This is a genomic window from Prevotellamassilia timonensis (assembly GCF_900106785.1).
Classification (GTDB): Bacteria; Bacteroidota; Bacteroidia; order Bacteroidales; family Bacteroidaceae; genus Alloprevotella; species Alloprevotella timonensis.
In genome coordinates this window covers 37,438-55,783 of the sequence record NZ_LT629840.1, presented here as the reverse complement: position 1 = coordinate 55,783, position 18,346 = coordinate 37,438, and the positions used below count along the sequence as shown (strand labels likewise).

Genomic DNA, 18,346 nt, shown 5'->3' with positions numbered 1-18,346 from the left:
CAGCGGCCTTGTTAACAGGTTGCCCCTAATTCCCTCCGATGCTTTGTCGTAAGCGGATGTTAGTAAAAAGAAGAGGGTAGAAGAGCGGGGCACATCATGTTTGTGTTCCAGTCTCCTAACCTCTTGCTTTATTCTTTATTTATTACCAAATGTCCTCACCAGTAGGAGAGTCGTAGACTTCGCTCGGGCAGAACTCGAAGTAGTCGAGGAAGAACTGCGAGTTGGGGTTGTCCACAGCGCATTTGAAACGTATGTAATATGTCTTGTCCTTGTCAAAGTATTGACGCTTGACAATGTAGCGCATGTTCGGACCATAGGCACCGCCAGTGTAGTGATCGCGCACGGTAGTCTTGCCCTTGCTGCCATTTAAGCACCAGTAGTTCGGGCCTTTGAGGTAGCCCATGTTGCGCAGGTTGCGGTCGCACTCGCGGCACATGGCCTCGTCAAAGTTGTTGTCCTCGTCCTTCACCCATATTTTGCCGGGCCAGTCGGTAGCGGCATTTTCACGCTGGTCGATAGGCAGCGAGGTCGGTGTGACAGGGTAGCTGTTGCCCTCGTCAAGGTAGCACTGCACCATTGAACGAAGGAGGTTGTTAACCACACCCATGCGCAGCTCGTAGCTGCCGCTCTTGGGCACGGGGGGCAGTTTCATTACAAAGTTGTACGCGCCAGTCACCAGGAACTCGTCGCCTTGTGCGTCCTTCCAGCCCGATCCGCCGGTCGATTTAGAACTCAGATAGAATATTCTAGTACTCTGTCCCTCATTCAGAATGTTGCTGAAATAGCCCTTCGGGAAGTATTGGTAACCATCGCTGATGCGCAAGTCGTTCGACAGCATTTCGGGCAGCATGGTAGTTACATCAAATCGAATGCGCTCCGAGCCCAGTGCCGTGTACGTCTCCTTGCTGTTGACAAGAATGTGGTTGATGGTGTAGAAGTAGCCGTTCAATGCGTTGTTGGGGTACACCTTGGTGTCGCCATTCTCGTCGGCCACCTCGTTCTGCTCCATGATGCGCACATTCAAGCCGTTTGCCACCGAGTTAGGCGTATGGCCAAGTTCCTCGTAGGTGCCATTAAAAGAGTCGTCGTATCGGCTGATACGGTTTATAAAGTAGTGTGTGGCATCTTCGCCAGCAGCCATGTTGTAATCCGCGCCGCCCACTTGCGTCACCTTGAGCAGTGCGCGGTGTTTGCCAATGGTTGTGTAGTAGTCCCAAATGTTGACGGCAAGCTTCTTGGTTTGCGGGTTTTTGGTGTCAGAGCCAAGGTCGTAGCCAAATTCGTTGTAGTGCTGTACGATGCCATTGAGCGGCATGCCGCCTTCAAGAATGTGGTAAGCCACAAAACGGTTGAGCGTATTGTCCTCGTTGGTGTAGTCACCCTTTGCGGTTTCGCCCATCACAGCCTCACACTTGCTCTCCAGCGCCTGCAGTATGGCGTCCCAGTTCTTTATCTTGTTGTCGCTGTTAGCGTTCTCGTCATATTCGGGCAATGGAATACCCCACTCGTCGTGCAGCACCTGGTCGGGCTCAACAAAGGCCGTGTAGCGCACGCGGCGTTTTGACATGAAGGGGTATTTGCCACCTTCGCCCTCAAAGTACTCTTTAGTACCAATGCGGCCGGCGTAGTCCTTCAAGTACTTATCTTCAGCGTTAGTACTGATTTTGGTGTCGAGCTTGTCCTTCCAACCGGTCAAGGCCATGAGTTGGCCCATGATGCGGGTGTTGGGGGTGCTGGCCACGATGTCGGCCACGCTCTGTGTAGAGGGGAATATTACGTGGTCAACCGTGTGCAACATACCATTGCTGGCTTCCGCGTTCGATTTGATGATTTTGGCATCAGCGTTGATGTAGTAGTCACCGCTGGCCTTTTGTTCGCTGGTCAGTCGACGGTCGTCGAGTGTGGCAAAGCCAAATGTCGTACCGTTAGCCGGGAAATCGGCCAGTTCATAGGCGGCATTGTCGCCGTTGTCGATGACGCAGTTGTAGGCAATCATCTTCTTTTGCTCGTCGCTCAGTTCGTTGATGCTGTTGAGCTTGAGCTTGTCATGCAAGAAGGTTTTGAACGCCTCGTTGGTAGGTGCGAACACGGTGTAGTTGCCGCGCGACGACAATACGCTGATAAGCTTAGAGGCATTGTCGGAGGTGCCCAACTTGACGTCGGACAGTATTTTGATAAAGTCCGAATACTGTGCAGTGTCGCTCTCAAGAAGTTCTACAATCTGCTTCTTCTCGGCGATGGCATAAGCACTTTCGTCGATGTTCTCTTTGCAACTGTAAAACGTGATAGGCGAGAAAAGTGTGGCCATTGCAACAGCTGTGCTGCATAACCATTTTGCTGTTTTCACTGTTTCCATATGTTGTATTGTCTTGTATATTCATAGTACAACTTGCCGGCCCTTATATTATATCGACCCTCAAGTTAGCACTTTCGGAAAAGTGTGTTATTCAGCGCAAAGGTACTTATTTTTTGAGATAACCGAAAGGAATGCAATGCTTTTGTAACAAAAAGGTGTATTAGCGGGTGAAAACGGGGGGGATGGGATTAGTGGGTTAGGGGGTTAGGAGGTTAAAAAGTTAGTGAAGGTTAGGAGGGGGGAGGGTTAGTGGGTTAATGGGTTAGGGGGTTAAAAAGTCTCCTTTGTGAGTTGAACAAGCAATGGTAATCTTTTAACCCCCTAACCCATTAACCCCCTAACCCCCTCCTGCCTACACCTTTTGCGGTTGTCGTGTGAGGCGTTGGGCGTATAGCTCGTCGATGATGCCGTCGGCCAGTCCGATAACAGGCACATGTATATATTCGGCATGCACGGTGCGGGCAATGCGCAGAAATATCTCCGCTGCGGGTATGATAACGTCTGCACGATCGTTTTTAAGTGCAAACTTCTCCATGCGCTCCTCCACGCTCAAGGGTTTGAGTTCGTCGTAAATGGCCTGTACCGAGTAGATGGGCATGCGTTGCAGTGCGCGGTCCTTGACAGCCGTCATGCGGTAAATCTTGTTGATGTTGCCGCCCGACCCAATGATGTTGATGTGGTCGATGCCGTTCTGCATCATCATGTCAAGGTCATGTTCAAGTCGCAACCATTCGTCGTCGCGCACATTGCCGGTGAGCAGTCGCACCGTGCCAATGTTGTATGAAGCAGAGCTGAGCAACTGTCCGTTGCACAGGTGGTTCACCTCGGTAGAGCCACCGCCCACGTCAACGTAAATGTAGTTGCCCGTGCGGTCGGCCATGCACTCAAGGTGGTTGCTATATACAATGTGTGCCTCCTCCTTGCCATCGATAATCTCGATGTTGAGTCCGGTGTCCTTCAGTATGTGTGCTATTACTTCGGGCCCGTTCACGGCATCGCGCATGGCTGATGTGGCACAGGCGCGGTAATCGTCCACGTCGTAGATCTTCATCAGCTGGCGGTAAGCCTTCATGAGCCGGCGCAACTTGTCGGCCTTCTTGTCCGACAACTCGCCGTTGGCAAAGATGTCGAAGCCCAGGCGCAGCGGCACACGCAGCAACATGATTTTCTTGAATTTGCTTTTGTCGTCAGCCTTGCTGTCAATGCTTTTGATGAGCAGTCGCACGGCGTTGGAGCCAATGTCGATTGCGGCGTAATTGAGTCGTGCCAAAATGTATGGTGGTTTTAAGTTGATGAGTTGATGAGTTGAAAAGTTGACGGGTTGACAAGTTAACGGGTTGACAAGTAAATATGCCATACTCTTTAGGTGAAAGTAAAAATGTCAGGAAACTTAAACAACTTGGCAAACTTACCTGTTACCCCGTCAACCTTATTGTGCAGCCTCTTCGGCCTCCATGTCGCGGTAATGCTCATACAGCGCCTCTTGCGAGCGGAACGGAGCGGTTTCGTCCCCGGTGTGCCAAGGCAGATTGCGGCCAGTGCCGTCGACAACACGTCCCTGCTGGTTGTCGCGCAGCGCATAGTCAATCACCCGCTTGAGGTCGTCCTTGATAGCAGGGTCGTAAACCGGTGTCACCACCTCGATGCGGCTGTTGAGGTTGCGCGGCATCCAGTCGGCCGAACCAATAAACATCTTGTCCTCGCCTGCTGCACAGAACTGGAAGATGCGCGCATGCTCAAGGTAGCGGTCGATAATGCCCACAATACGTATGTTGTCGCTCTTGCCCGCAATGCCCGTAACCAGTGAGCAGTTGCCGCGCACCACCAAGTCAATCTTTACCCCGTTGGCCGATGCCTCGTAAAGTTTTTTCACCATCACGGGGTCGGTTATGTGATTGATTTTGATGCGTATATAGGCCGGCTTGCCCGTATTGTGATTCTTAATCTCGTCGTTGATAAGCTTGACAAAGCGGTTGCGCATCTCGTTGGGCGACACAAGCAACTCCTTGTATTTGGCGGGCAGATAGGGCTGCTTGATAAAGTCGAACACTTGGGCCACATCGCGCACAATGTTGCGGTTGGCCGTCATGAGCATATAGTCGGTGTAGCAGCGGGCATTACCCTCGTGAAAGTTGCCGGTGCTCACCACGCAGATGTCCGCGCCCTTGCGCATGCCGATGTGTGTGATTTTGGAGTGCACCTTCAGTCCTTCAACACCAAATATGACGTTGATGCCCACCTCCTGCATCTTTTTCGACCAGTTAATGTTCGACGCCTCGTCAAAGCGGGCCAACAGCTCAATCACCACCGTCACTTGTTTGCCGTTTTGGGCAGCGTTGATGAGCGCCTTGACAACCTTCGACTCGCGTGCCAAACGGTATAGCGTGGTTTCGATACTCTTCACCTCCTTGTGCACGGCAGCCTCTTGCAGCAAGCGTATGTACGAGGCAAAGTCGTGGTAAGGCACATGAATGTAGCGGTCGCGCTGGCGCACGGCGGCCAGCAGCGAGCCCTCGCCCATCAGCTCTTGCTTGAGCACGGACGTCCACTTGGGATATTTAAGGTCCTTGCGTCCGCAGTCGGGGAACGACATCAGGTCGCGGTGGTTCTGGTAGCGTCCGGCGGCCAGTATGGTGTCGAGCTTGTCGATGTTGAGTTTGCCCAGCACGCGTTTGAGCACATCGCGCGGCATTGATGCGTCGTAGATGACGCGCAGCGCCTGACCCTTTTTGCGGCTCTTCACGCCTTTTGAAATTTTCTGCATCAGGCCGGTGCGCAGGTCGTTGTCAATCTCCATCTCGGCGTCCTTGGTAAACTTGAAAGCGTAGGCCTCGAACACCGAATAGTTGAGTCCGGCAAAAATCAGCGGCAGTGCGCAGCGCACCACGTCGTCAATGTACATGATGTAGGCGTTGCCGTCCTTGTCGGGCAGTTGCACAAAGCGCCCCACAAGGTTGACGGGCAGTTGCAGCATGGCATATTCGGGGTGAGTCTTGTCGCTCTTCTTGCGCATTTTTACGGCCAGATAGATGCTGTCGTCGGGAGCGGTAGACAAGTCCTTGACAGCCGAAAGCCATACGGGGGCTATAAAGCCGTCGAGCTTTTGGTAGTAATATTGTTGAATGTACTTGCGCTGCTCATCGTCAAGCTCGGTGTCGTTGACCATGCAGATGTGTTCCTGCCGCAAGCCGTCCTCCACCTGCCTTATGGCCTGTTCGTACTCTTTGGCATAGTGTGCGTTGAGCTTGTTGATGACCTTCAGCGTCTGTACGGCCTCGTGGCGTTCGTCGCGCGTTTCCTTGTCGTTGCACTCGGCAATGCGGTTGAGCAGGGCCACGCGCACACGGAAAAACTCGTCGAGGTTGTTGGAGTAAATGCCCAGAAAACTCAGGCGCTCGAGCAGCGGAATGTCTTTGCGTTCAGCCTCCTGCAAAATGCGGCGGTTAAAGTACATCCAGCTAATGTCGCGTGGCACATAGTCCTTGTTGGTGGTGACGTTCTTTGTCATGTTGGTAATTGTATGTTTTTGGTTCGTTTGCACGATGGCGTTTGTGCAGAACGTTGCAGCCTCATTCGTTGGCATGTAGCCTGGCAAGTAGGATGCTCTGTTCTGTCAGCATGTGCTTTATGCGGTATGCTTGTTTCTGACTGCAAAGGTAGGGGAGTGGTATGTCAGTGATGTTACAGCCGCATTACAAAGGAGTTAAGGGTATACGTTGGCGAAGTTTGAGGTGACAGGTTAACTTGCTCACTAATTCAGCCAAAACTTCAAGTTTGTATGCAGACGTGTTATAGTAATTGTTCGCACGCACGCGTCAGGCGTTTTACACCTTTTTGCCTGCACTCTGTACAAATCGTCTGCACTACGCTGATTATCAGTGTTTTCGGTGTCGTAGAGGTAGGCGTGCTTTTAGTGTGCACTGGTGTATTCGTCAGCACGCGTGGTCTTGGCACATGGTCGGACCAATGTACAATGATGGGCCAGAGAGGTAAAAATAATATTTTTGCGCACGAGCTTAACCAAAAAATGCCAAGTTAGCTTTGCAAGTTTCGGTACAACTTTGTACCTTTGCCTTGAATTTTCAGAAATCAAGTTACAAATGGAGACGTTTTTCAAATCACACGCCTATCTGATGGAACATTTCAACGCACCGGTGCGGCGCTCGTTGATGGACACCATCGACTGGAGTTACCGTTTGATAGGTATTAAAGGCCCGAGGGGCGTGGGACGTACTTCCTTCCTGTTGCAGTATGCCAAAGAAAACTTTGACGTACGGCTTCGTCAGTGCCTGTACATCAACCTCAATAGCTTTTACTTTCAAGCGCACGGCATGGTCGACTTTGCCGGACGTTTTATGGCTGAGGGCGGCCAGGTGTTGCTCATCGACCAGGCTTTTAAGTTGCCCGATTGGCGTGAGCAGTTGTGCGAGTGCTACCACAAGTACCCCTATCTGCGCATTGTGTACACCACCTCGTCGGTGAACATGGGCGATGGGGAGGACAAAACAGAATTGTCTTCGATTAGCCGCACCTACGTGTTGCATGGTTTCTCGTTCCGCGAATATATCAATCTTGAAACGAACGAGAACTTTGACGCTTATACATTTGACCAACTGCTCTCAGACAGCGAACAGATACTTAAAACCATACTGCCTAAAGTACACCCCTGGCATTATTTCCAGGATTACTTGCAGCATGGCTATTACCCGTTCTTCCTCGAGAACCACAACTTTACCGAGGCTCTGCTCAAGGCTATGAACAATATGATTGAGGTGGACTTGCTGCTTAACAAGCAGATAGAGTTGAAGTATCTGTCGCGTATCAAGAAGTTGCTCTATCTGTTGGCCATTGGCGACCCTACTGCGCCTAACGTGAGCAAATTGGCTCAGGAGATTGGTACATCACGCGCTACGGTGATGAACTATCTGAAGTATCTTGAGGAGACGCGCCTTATCAACATGGTGCACCACCCGGGTGAGACTTTCCCAAAGAAACCTGCTGCCATTTATTTGCACGATGCCAACTTGATGTATGCGCTCTACGAGAACTGCATGACGGAGCAGACTATTATGGAAACTTACTTTGTAAACTGCCTGTGGCGCCACCACACTGTGAACAAGGGCAAGCGTCTTGGCATGTTCCGCATCAACAACGCCACAAACATTTGTGTGTGCGATCGCGCCCGCCGTATCCGCACCGCCGCCGATACTATATATGTGAAGTATAATACTGATGTCGGACGCGAAAATGAAATACCGCTTTGGCTCTTTGGCTTCCTTTACTAAGCCGGTGTGCTAATGTGTTGATGTGACGCTCGCTTCGTAAGCTAATGTGCTAATGCGCATTATAACGTTTGCCAGCTGAAACTAAAGCAAATCAAGAACGATAAAACTGGACTAAATAAAGCAACATAACATCATTTCTATTTAATAAGTAGTGTTTTGACTATGCTGATAATGCAAGTGGGTTGATACTGCGTATAGTTAGGGTGCGATGACGTCAATGAATTGGCTATGAAGTATGACTCCGATAGCTTAATGATGGCGTCAGCTCATTAGCATATTGACACATTGGCATATTAGCATATTAAGAACCTCGCAAAATTACAATTATGGCTAACAAGAAGTTTATTACTTGTGACGGTAACCAGGCTGCTGCGCACATTGCGTACATGTTCTCAGAGGTTGCTGCCATTTATCCCATCACGCCGTCATCACCTATGGCAGAGCACGTTGACGAATGGTCAGCACAGGGTCGCATCAACCTCTTTGGCGACACTGTAAAGGTGCAGGAAATGCAAAGCGAAGGTGGTGCCGCAGGTGCCGTGCATGGCTCACTGCAGGCAGGTGCACTTACCACTACATTCACAGCTTCACAGGGCTTGCTCCTGATGATCCCTAATATGTACAAAATTGCTGGCGAACTGCTTCCTTGCGTGTTCCATGTGTCAGCTCGTACATTGGCCACTCACTCACTCTGTATCTTCGGCGACCACTCTGACGTGATGGCTTGCCGCCAAACTGGTTTCGCCATGTTGTGCGAAGGCTCAGTGCAGGAGGTTATGGACCTCTCGGCTGTGGCTCACCTTGCCGCACTCGACACACGCGTGCCTTTCATCAACTTCTTCGACGGTTTCCGCACTTCACACGAGTATCAGAAGATTGAGGTGATTGACCAAGAGGAAATCCGTCCGCTCGTGCCTATGGACAAGGTGGCCGAATTCCGCAGCCGTGCCCTCACTCCCGAGCACCCCGTGGCACGCGGTATGGCCGAGAACCCCGAAACATTCTTCGCTCACCGCGAAGTGTGCAACCCCTACTACGACTCAGTGCCCGCAGCTGTTGAAAAGTATATGGCCGAAATCAGCAAGATTACCGGTCGTGAGTACAAGCTCTTCAGCTACTATGGTGCCGATGATGCTGAACGCGTGATTATCTGCATGGGTTCAGTAACCGAGGCTGCCCGCGAAGCCATCGACTACCTCAACGCCAAGGGCGAAAAGGTGGGTATGGTCAGCGTACACCTCTACCGTCCGTTCTCGGTTAAGCACCTCCTTGCAGCTGTGCCCAAGACTTGCAAGCGCATCGCTGTGCTCGACCGCACTAAGGAACCCGGCGCCAACGGCGAACCTCTCTACCTCGACGTGAAGGACGCCTTCTACGACGTAGAGAACCGTCCCCTCATCGTAGGCGGACGCTATGGTTTGGGCTCTTGCGACACGACTCCGACCATGATTATCTCGGTTTACGACAACCTAGCGTTGCCCGAACCCAAGGATCACTTCACACTCGGCATCGTGGACGACGTGACCTTCCACTCACTCCCCTTGGAGAAGGAAATGGCTCTCGGCGGCGAAGGCATATTCGAGGCCAAGTTCTATGGCCTTGGTGCTGATGGTACGGTAGGTGCCAACAAGAACTCTATCAAGATTATTGGTGACAACACCGACAAGTACTGCCAGGCTTACTTCTCATACGACTCTAAGAAGTCGGGTGGCTTTACTTGCTCACACCTCCGCTTTGGCGATCACCCCATTCGCTCTACATACCAGATTAAGACTCCTAACTTCGTGGCTTGCCACGTACAGGCTTATCTGCACATGTATGACGTGCTCCGCGGTTTGCGCGACAATGGTACCTTCCTGCTGAACACCATTTGGGAGGGTGACGAACTGGCAAACAACCTGCCTAACAATGTGAAGCGCTACTTTGCCGAGCACAACATCACTGTTTACTATATCAACGCTACCAAGATTGCACAGGAAATAGGTCTTGGCAACCGTACCAACACCATTCTGCAGTCAGCCTTCTTCCGCATCACAGGCGTAATTCCTGTTGACCTCGCCGTAGAGCAGATGAAGAAGTTCATCGTTAAGTCGTACAGCAAGAAGGGTCAGGACATCGTTGACAAGAACTACCAGGCCGTTGACCGTGGTGGCGAATATAAGCAACTCACAGTTGACCCCGCATGGGCCAACCTGCCCGAGGACGAGAAGGTGGTTCGCGACGAACCCGCTTTCATCTCAGACATGGTACGCCCCATCAATGCACAGAACGGCGACCTTCTGCCCGTGAGCGCATTCAAGGTGTCGGAAGATGGTACTTGGCAGCAGGGCACTGCCGCTTACGAAAAGCGCGGTGTGGCAGCCTTCGTGCCCGTATGGCACAAGGAGAACTGTATACAGTGTAACAAGTGCGACTTTGTTTGTCCTCACGCTGCTATCCGTCCCTTCGTATTGACCGACGACGAACTCAAGGGCTTCAAGGGCGAGACCATCGACATGAAGGCACCCGCCGCCATGAAGGGCATGCACTTTGTACAGCAGGTTGACGTGATGGACTGCCTCGGTTGCGGCAACTGTGTTGACGTATGTCCGGGCTTGAAGGGCAACAAGGCTCTCGAAATGGTGCCGCTCGAAGGCCAGGAGGCTGAAGCCGAAAACTGGACTTACTGCACCAAGAACGTGACCAGCAAGCAGCACTTGGTTGACATCAAGCTCAACCCCAAGAACTCTCAGTTTGCTACTCCGCTCTTCGAGTTCTCAGGCGCTTGCTCTGGTTGTGGTGAAACACCGTACGTCAAACTCGTCAGCCAACTCTTTGGCGACCGTCAGATGATTGCCAACGCTACGGGTTGTTCATCAATCTACTCAGGTTCTATCCCCTCAACACCTTATACTACCAACGAGAAGGGCGAAGGTCCTGCATGGGCTAACTCACTCTTCGAGGACTTCTGCGAGTTTGGTATGGGTATGATCCTTGCCAATAAGAAGATGCGTGCACGCATTCAGAAGTTGTTGCAAGACATTATTGCCACTGCTGAGGCTCCTGCCGAATACAAGGCCGCTGCTCAGGAATGGATTGACGGTCAGAACGATGCTGAAGCAAGCCGCGCTGCCGCTATTAAGCTCGAGCCTATGATTAAGGCTGGTGCCGAGAAGGGTTGCGACACTTGCAAGCAGCTGGCCGAACTCAGCCACTTCCTTACTAAGCGCAGCCAGTGGATTATTGGTGGTGACGGTGCCTCTTACGATATCGGTTACGGTGGTCTCGACCACGTGCTCGCCAGCGGTGAGGACGTTAACATTCTCGTGCTCGATACTGAGGTTTACTCTAACACTGGTGGTCAGGCTTCGAAGGCTACTCCTGTTGGTGCCATCGCACAGTTTGCCGCAGCCGGTAAGCGCGTGACCAAGAAGGATCTTGGCCTTATGCAGACTACTTATGGCTACATCTACGTGGCCCAGGTGGCTATGGGTGCCGACCAGGCTCAGTGCCTCAAGGCCATCAAGGAAGCTGAGGCTTACCATGGTCCTTCGCTCATCATTGCTTATGCACCTTGTATCAACCACGGTTTGAAGATCAAGGGCGGTATGGGTCGCAGCCAGGCTGAGGAAGGCCGCGCAGTAGCTTGTGGTTACTGGCACTTGTGGCGCTTCAACCCCGAACTCGCCGACCAGGGCAAGAACCCCTTCACTCTCGACTCTAAGGAGCCCGATTGGGACAAGTTCCAGGATTACCTCGACCACGAGGTGCGTTTCCTCTCGCTTAAGAAGGCTATGCCCGAACAAGCTCAGGAACTTTACGACGAGACTAAGCGTGCTGCACAACGTCGTTACGCCTCTTACGTGCGCAAGACTAAGGAAGACTGGTCTCTGCCTCAGGAGTAAACGTTTGATACATAAATTTCAAGTCGCACCCACGTGTGGCGTGTGACTTGAAATTGCAAAATAAAAAGCGCATTCCGCATGCTCGAACGAGCATTTTTGGAATGCGCTTTTTTTGTTGTGGCGATGGGGTAGCCAATCTCTAATGGGGGCGACGCGTCCCGCGTCGGTGGAAATGAGGCATTTGATTAGTAGAGTGTAGGGCTCAACTCTTTATTCCTTCTTTCCCCGACGCGAGACGCGTCGCCCCCATTAGTGCTTGAGTTTTGTGCTTGAGCTTTGTGCTTGAGCTTTGTGCTTGAGTTTTGTGCTTGAACTTTGTGCTTGAGTTCTGCGCTTGAGTCTTGCGCTTGAGTTTCGTGCTTGAGTGTATTCAGCCTTTGTGCTGCCTCTTGGCACATTGGGGACACAGACCTTTGATGACGAATGAAAAGTCGTGGGCACAGAAGCCTTCGGGCAGGTTGAAGTCGGACAGTTGCACGTTGTCAAGGCAAAAGGAGCGTTGGCAGTGTTCGCAATAAAAGTGCAGGTGGCTGTCGTGGTGGTCGCAAGTCCCTTGTTCGTTGCACAGTTCGTAGTTTATGATGCCTCGTCCGTCCTCAAAGGCGTGCACCACGTCGTGTTGTAAAAAGAGCGATAGCACTCTGAATATGCTCGACTTGTCCATGGTTGGCATCATCGCCTCTAAGTTGGTAAGGCTTAGGGGCGATGCTTTTTGGCAAAGTGTGCGGTATACCAATATGCGGTTGGCGGTAGGCTTGATGCCTTTATGCTGCAATCTTAAAATGGTCTCTTCGCTGTTCATGTAGCGTGCTGTGGTAAAGATGGAAATATTTTGTTGCAAACTTACGCAAAAACTGCCGTTGGCAAGCTGTGTGCGTAACAAAAAAAGCAGTCAACCAACAAGTGTTGATTGACTGTCTTACACAATTCAGTCGGGGTGACTGGATTCGAACCAGCGACCACACGCCCCCCAGACGCGTACTCTAACCGGGCTGAGCTACACCCCGAATTGCGAGTGCAAAATTACGTCTTTTTATTTTACTTGCAAACAAAACGCGGCTTTTTTTGCATCGATATGGCTTTTTTCTTGCATTTCGGCGTAACTTTGCGCCCGTTAAATGTATAATTTATGAATATGAGCCAACATCTTAAGGGCTACCTGTACGGTTGCATAGCTGCTGTGAGCTATGGCGTGAACCCCATTTGTGCCAAGTATTTGTATCAAGACGGTTACAACTCCAACAGCGTGTTGTTTTACCGTTTCTTGTTCGGGTCGGTCATGCTTGGCCTGCTCATGCTGGTGCAGCGCAAGCGTTTTGCCATCACACGCAGGGAGGGCAAGGTGTTGAGCTTGTTAGGTGCGGTGTTTGCCGTGTCGTCGCTCACCTACTTTCTGAGCTTTCATTACATGTCGGCAGGTGTGGCCGCCACCCTGGTGTTTGCCTACCCAGTGTTTACGGCCATGCTGATGGCCTTCTTTTTCAAGGAACGGCTCAAATGGCCTTCGCTGCTTGCCATGCTGCTTACGGTGGGTGGCATAGCCTTGCTCTACAAGGACGACAGCGGGCGCGCCATAGCGCTGATGGGCATTGTGCTCATACTCGTTTCGGCCCTCAGCTATGCCATTTACATCATTGTGGTAAACCGCAGCGGCATTGTGATGTCGAGTGTCAAACTCACCTTTTATGCCATGTCGAGCTGTTTGGTGTGCCTCACCCTCTACGCCCTGCTAACCCCCACGGGCGAACTGCAAATGCTGCACACGCCCATGCAATGGGGCATGGCCCTCACCCTCGGTTTGGTGCCAACGGTCATATCGCTCGTGTTTATGGCTATGGCCATACGTTGCATAGGCTCCACCCCAACGGCCATAATGGGTGCGCTCGAGCCGGTAACTGCCGCGGTGCTGGGCATAATGCTGTTTGGCGAGGTGATGACCCTGCGCATAGCTTGTGGCATAATGCTCATATTGCTTTCGGTTATCATGATTATACTCGACGACAAGTTGCGCCGTGCCCTGGCCAATGTGAGGGTGGTAAGGCGCGGAAGGCTCATTATAAAGAAAATAAGGTGGCGCTAACGCCCTAATTGACATATATATCACTACCTTTGCAACATAAAGTAGGTGTTCAAAATTATTTTTACATTGAAAGTGCATTATCGGGGCGCAGATGTTCCCTTCGGGTGAGGGTTTCTGTCCCCCGATAACGGGGGAACCGAAGGGGGTCATAGCGGGCTATGTGACCGAGGCCGAAGGGGACAGATGCGTCTTGAGAATGTGCTTTCAATGTGAAAATGGCACCTGCTGATTGTATAAAATAATTTTGAACACCTACTTATGAGTACACAAGATAACATATATCCCATATTCGACCGCATGCTGTCGCGCCACGACAAAGAGCAACTGCTCGGGCAAAAAGGCGTGATGCTGTGGTTTACCGGGCTTAGCGGCAGTGGCAAGAGCACTGTGGCCATAGCCCTGGAGCGCGAGTTACAAAAGCGCGGTCTGCTGTGCCGCATACTCGATGGCGACAACATACGCACCGGCATCAATGCCAACTTGGGTTTCTCGGCCGACGACCGTCGTGAAAATATACGTCGTGTGGCCGAGGTGGCCAAACTCTTTGTCGACACCGGCATCATTACCATAGCGGCCTTTGTGAGTCCGACAGAGGACTTGCGAAATTTAGCGCAGCACATCATTGGCAAGGACGACTTTAAGGAAATATTCATATCCACCCCGATAGAGGAGTGTGAGCGTCGTGATGTGAAGGGCCTTTATGCGCGTGCACGCCGTGGCGAGGTAAAGAACTTTACGGGCATATCGGCACCCTTCGAGGCCCCGCAGCACCCGGCACTGAGCCTCGACACCTCAAAACTTTCGCTCGAGGAGAGCGTGGCGCAGTTGCTGCAACTATTGAACATAAAATAAGTAGGTGTTCAAAATTATTTTTACATTGAAAGTGCATTATCGGGGTGCAGATGTTCCCTTCGGGTGAGGGAGCATAGCGGGCTATGTGACCGAGGCCGAAGGAAACAGATGTACCTCGAGAATGTGCTTTCAATGTGAAAATGACACCTACTGATTATATAAAATAATTTTGAACACCTACTTAAGTAGTGTAAATAACATAAGGAACTATGGAAATTAAAATAACGTCGCTCAACGACATTGACAACGCGGCCAAGGCTTTTGTCGAGGCCATGGATCAGAATACGGTGTTTGCTTTTTACGGCAAAATGGGTGCTGGTAAAACCACATTTATAAAGGCAGTGTGCGAGGCTCTCGGGGTGACCGAAGTGGTAAATTCGCCCACCTTTAGCATCGTCAACGAATACCGTTCAGAAACTACTGGCGAACTCATTTATCACTTCGACTTTTACCGCATCAAGAAACTTGATGAGGTGTACGACATGGGTTATGAGGACTACTTCTATTCAGGAGCAGTGTGCTTTATAGAATGGCCCGAACTCATTGAAGAACTCCTGCCAGGTGATGCCCTGAAAGTGGAGATTGCCGAACAAGAGGACGGCAGCCGCATTGTAAAATTCTGATATTGAAAACCTGCTAACCCCACATACCATTTGCTTATGAAACGATTACTCACACTGGCCATGTCGCTGCTGTCGCTCTCGGTGGCGGCTCAAACTGTGGCCAGCATGAACGAACTCAATGCTGTGCAAAAGGCAGCTGCCACCAATGTCAAGTTGACTGGCAAACTGTCGACAGGTGGCAACTCCGACTTTCGCCAGTTACGCGACTTGTGCTATCAATTACGCAGCATCGACCTCGGTTCGGCCGATTGCGAGGCCATACCCAATAATGCCTTTCACTCGCGTCATGTGCTCGAACAGGTTGTGCTGCCCGAAAATGTGCGCAGTATCGGTTCGCAGGCTTTCTTTGCCTGTACTGCACTCAACAGCATCGAACTGCCCAAAACGCTAACCCGTGTGGGCGATGCAGCCTTTTCGGGTTGCACCAAGCTGCGCGACATCACAATTAACGGCACCCCCACGTTGGGCGAGTTCGCCTTTGCCCGGTTGAGCGGACTGCGCACGCTGCGTGTCAACTCGGCTGTGCCCCCTGTAGCTTCGGCCTCCACCTTTGAAGGCATAGACCGTAAAAAGGTGAAGCTCGTTGTGCCGCGTGGCAGCGAAATGAAATACCGGCGCGCTGAGGGTTGGAACCGTTTCTTCGGCACACCCGACAATGACAACCGCTTGTGCAACCCTGCCGAAGCACTTGTGCCAGTGCCCGCCCATCTTGAAATGACTGGCGGCAACCCCCTCAGCGTGAACCGCCTGTGGGAGGTGATGGCAGCCGATGGGTTGGCCAACGAATGCGTGCAGGCCGAGCGCTTGCTGCGCGAACGCTTGCCAAAGGTTAAGAACCCTGTTATAGCCGGCAAGGCCACCCTCACACTGGGTATAGACACAAGTTTGGCAGACGATGAGGCTTACACGCTTGTAGTCAGCGAAAAGGGAGTGACTATTCAAGGGCGCACGGCGCGTGGCGTGTTCTATGGTCTGATGACCTTCGACCAGCTGCTGCGTGGCAACGGCACATCGGCCTGCTGCGAGAGCATTCCGCAGTTGCGCATAGCCGACCAGCCGCGCACCCACATACGCGAGCTGATGCTCGACCCATGCCGCACCTTCATACCCTTTGATGAGTTGAAGGCATTCGTGCCCGAGATGGCCCGTTACAAGTACAATACCATTCACCTTCACCTGACAGATGACCAGGCATGGCGCATCGAAATAAAGAAATATCCCGAACTCACGGCGCAGGCTTCGGCCCGTGTGGGCATGGACGACATGATGGTGCCCATATCGGGATACTATACGCAGAAGCAGATGCGCGAGTTTGTAGATTACGCCGCGCAATACCACATACAGGTAGTGCCCGAAATCGAAATGCCCGGCCACGAGGTGGCAGCCATTCACGTGTTTCCAGAGCTCACCTGTGGCGCCAAGCAAGTGCCCATACGCACCACTTGTGGCGTGTCGAACGAATTGCTATGCCCAGGCAGCGAATTTACTTTCGAGTTCCTTGGCAATGTGTTCAAGGAGCTGGCCGACATCTTCCCGTCGCCCTACATACACCTTGGGGGTGACGAGGCAGGCAATCCCGCACTCAACTGCTGGACAGACTGCCCCAAGTGCCAGGCTCTGAAACGCCAGCTCGGCATAACCACTACCGACCGCTCTGAAAATTGGCGCTTGCAGGAGTACATGTTTAACCGCGTGATTGACACCCTGCGCACCAAGTATGGCAAGACACCCATGTTCTGGTACGAAACCGATTTCAAGAAGATACAACCCGGCTGCGTCACCTTTGCTTGGCGTCACGGGCTGACCAAGCGCGCGCTCGAGGCTGCGGTGGCAAATAATGCCAAAATCATGCTTTGCCCCGGCGAGCATTGCTACTTCGACTATCCCATGGCGCCGGGCGATATGCCCGAGGTAAATTGGGGCATGCCCATCATTCCGCTCAAGCGCACCTACGAGCTCGACCCGGCCTGGGGTATGGGCTCTGACTTCGAGCAGAACAACCTGTTTGGTGTGGCCGGCACATTGTGGAGCGAGTGCATCAACACCCCCGAGCGCATTTACTACCAGGCCTACCCACGTGCTTTGGCGCTTGCCGAGGTGGGTTGGAGCCCTGTTGCATCACGCTCGTGGGAGGGTTTCCTCAAGCGCCTCTCGCCTGTACTCAAGGACATGATGCGCCGTGGCATCACCTTCTCTATGCAGTATTGATCAGCTGCCTCTGCAGCATTAGTTGATAAGATATACCCCGTTCTCCCCTCATATCACCCCCTTGCTGGGTGCTATGAGGGGATTTTCATTACCCATTGCTTGCGGCCAGCACCCCCATACGGGTAGATGCCACTTGCACACGCGTTCGTCAAAAAATACTGCGTTTGTTCGTATTTCCCCTTGCTCTTATTAAATGTCTGATTATCAACGTAGTACGACATAACGTGCAAAGCGCGTACGCCAAGAATAGCAGCGCAAATGAAAAATATTACAGCGTTTTTTGAAATACGCAAGACAAAGTACTATATAGAGTTGTGAGCAAAAACAAAATTAATCGTTTATGACAAGAATTCCTGTGAACTACGAATTGTTTAGAAGAAGCATGTATGTTTCAAAAGCGTGGCAAGCGCATTCAACTTTTACCCCCGAGGAGGTGGCCCATGTAACCAAGCTTAACAAGCGGGTGGCGGAACTTACGGAATGTTCGCTCGAATATGCTGTGGCTGAGGCATTGCGTGCGAGACGAAGATACCAAGAGCGGAAATCTGCCGTTCTACGCCGATACATTATAAAGGGCACTGTAAGTTTGGGATTGGGTATAAAAGACTGGTTAAAGTCCTGTCCCGAACCCGAACATAGCTGCCACTATCCCGACGAAGCGTGCAAACTTTGCCGCACAGGTGGCAAATATTGCTTGGACGAGATGTTAAGAACCTGGCGCCATGCCACAACCGTCATTCTGCACGACTATCACTTCCGCAAGTGCGAGGATCAACTGCGTAGCGAAGCTGCTGATTGGGGACACACCATGTTAAAGTCCGATGACGACTTGAATGATGAGTGGAAAGAACTGCGTCAGCAGTACCACCTGCCAATCTGTTGGTCATTCATTAACTTGATGGAAGATTTCACAATGGACGAAATTATGCACATCACGCCAGACCTGTTTAGGATGAACGTTGATGCCGATCCGTGGCATTCATTAACTTGATGAAAGATTTCACAATGAACGAAATTATGCACATCACGCCAGATCTGTTTAGGATGAACGTTGATCA

The 18,346-nt window shown here is 51.7% G+C and carries 11 protein-coding genes and 1 tRNA gene; 7 read left to right on the top strand and 5 right to left on the bottom strand.

Going from position 1 to position 18,346, the window contains the following annotated elements; genetic code table 11:
• Positions 1–142 precede the first annotated feature (142 nt).
• From BQ5453_RS01635 to BQ5453_RS01625, 3 genes are all read right to left on the bottom strand, one after another.
• Positions 143–2,356 carry a fasciclin domain-containing protein gene (locus BQ5453_RS01635; protein WP_071121868.1) on the bottom strand — a complete coding sequence of 738 codons (2,214 nt, stop codon included), beginning with the start codon at positions 2,354–2,356 and terminating at the stop codon, positions 143–145.
• 352 nt (positions 2,357–2,708) lie between these two features.
• The gene (locus BQ5453_RS01630; RefSeq protein ID WP_071121905.1) at positions 2,709–3,626 is read right to left on the bottom strand and encodes a Ppx/GppA phosphatase family protein; all 918 of its coding nucleotides are present in this window, start codon (positions 3,624–3,626) and stop codon (positions 2,709–2,711) included.
• A gap of 159 nt (positions 3,627–3,785) precedes the next feature.
• Positions 3,786–5,864, bottom strand: a complete 2,079-nt coding sequence (locus BQ5453_RS01625) for an RNA degradosome polyphosphate kinase (RefSeq protein WP_071121904.1) — start codon at positions 5,862–5,864, stop codon at positions 3,786–3,788.
• 592 nt (positions 5,865–6,456) lie between these two features.
• Between BQ5453_RS01625 and BQ5453_RS01620 the strand changes: the two genes are divergently transcribed.
• Positions 6,457–7,641, top strand: a complete 1,185-nt coding sequence (locus BQ5453_RS01620; protein WP_071121867.1) for an AAA family ATPase — start codon at positions 6,457–6,459, stop codon at positions 7,639–7,641.
• Between the two features lie 323 nt (positions 7,642–7,964).
• Positions 7,965–11,525 carry a pyruvate:ferredoxin (flavodoxin) oxidoreductase gene (gene nifJ, locus BQ5453_RS01615; RefSeq protein WP_143033255.1) on the top strand — a complete coding sequence of 1,187 codons (3,561 nt, stop codon included), beginning with the start codon at positions 7,965–7,967 and terminating at the stop codon, positions 11,523–11,525.
• Positions 11,526–11,895: 370 nt separating this feature from the next.
• Here the strand turns inward: nifJ and BQ5453_RS01605 are convergent, their stop codons facing one another.
• Positions 11,896–12,327, bottom strand: a complete 432-nt coding sequence (locus BQ5453_RS01605; protein ID WP_022103043.1) for a Fur family transcriptional regulator — start codon at positions 12,325–12,327, stop codon at positions 11,896–11,898.
• A gap of 130 nt (positions 12,328–12,457) precedes the next feature.
• Positions 12,458–12,532: transfer RNA gene (locus BQ5453_RS01600), tRNA-Pro, on the bottom strand.
• Positions 12,533–12,660: 128 nt separating this feature from the next.
• On the opposite strand from BQ5453_RS01600, the gene BQ5453_RS01595 reads away from it, so the two are divergent.
• From BQ5453_RS01595 to BQ5453_RS01575, 5 genes are all read left to right on the top strand, one after another.
• The gene (locus tag BQ5453_RS01595; RefSeq protein ID WP_071121903.1) at positions 12,661–13,605 is read left to right on the top strand and encodes a DMT family transporter; all 945 of its coding nucleotides are present in this window, start codon (positions 12,661–12,663) and stop codon (positions 13,603–13,605) included.
• 258 nt (positions 13,606–13,863) lie between these two features.
• Positions 13,864–14,457: an adenylyl-sulfate kinase gene (cysC, locus tag BQ5453_RS01590; RefSeq protein WP_071121864.1), complete on the top strand. Its 594-nt coding sequence runs from the start codon at positions 13,864–13,866 to the stop codon at positions 14,455–14,457.
• A 209-nt stretch (positions 14,458–14,666) separates the two neighbouring features.
• Positions 14,667–15,080: a tRNA (adenosine(37)-N6)-threonylcarbamoyltransferase complex ATPase subunit type 1 TsaE gene (gene tsaE, locus BQ5453_RS01585; protein WP_071121863.1), complete on the top strand. Its 414-nt coding sequence runs from the start codon at positions 14,667–14,669 to the stop codon at positions 15,078–15,080.
• Between the two features lie 36 nt (positions 15,081–15,116).
• Positions 15,117–17,288 carry a family 20 glycosylhydrolase gene (locus BQ5453_RS01580; protein ID WP_083361087.1) on the top strand — a complete coding sequence of 724 codons (2,172 nt, stop codon included), beginning with the start codon at positions 15,117–15,119 and terminating at the stop codon, positions 17,286–17,288.
• A gap of 340 nt (positions 17,289–17,628) precedes the next feature.
• Positions 17,629–18,279, top strand: a complete 651-nt coding sequence (locus BQ5453_RS01575) for a hypothetical protein (protein WP_143033254.1) — start codon at positions 17,629–17,631, stop codon at positions 18,277–18,279.
• The last annotated feature ends 67 nt before the right edge of the window (positions 18,280–18,346 follow it).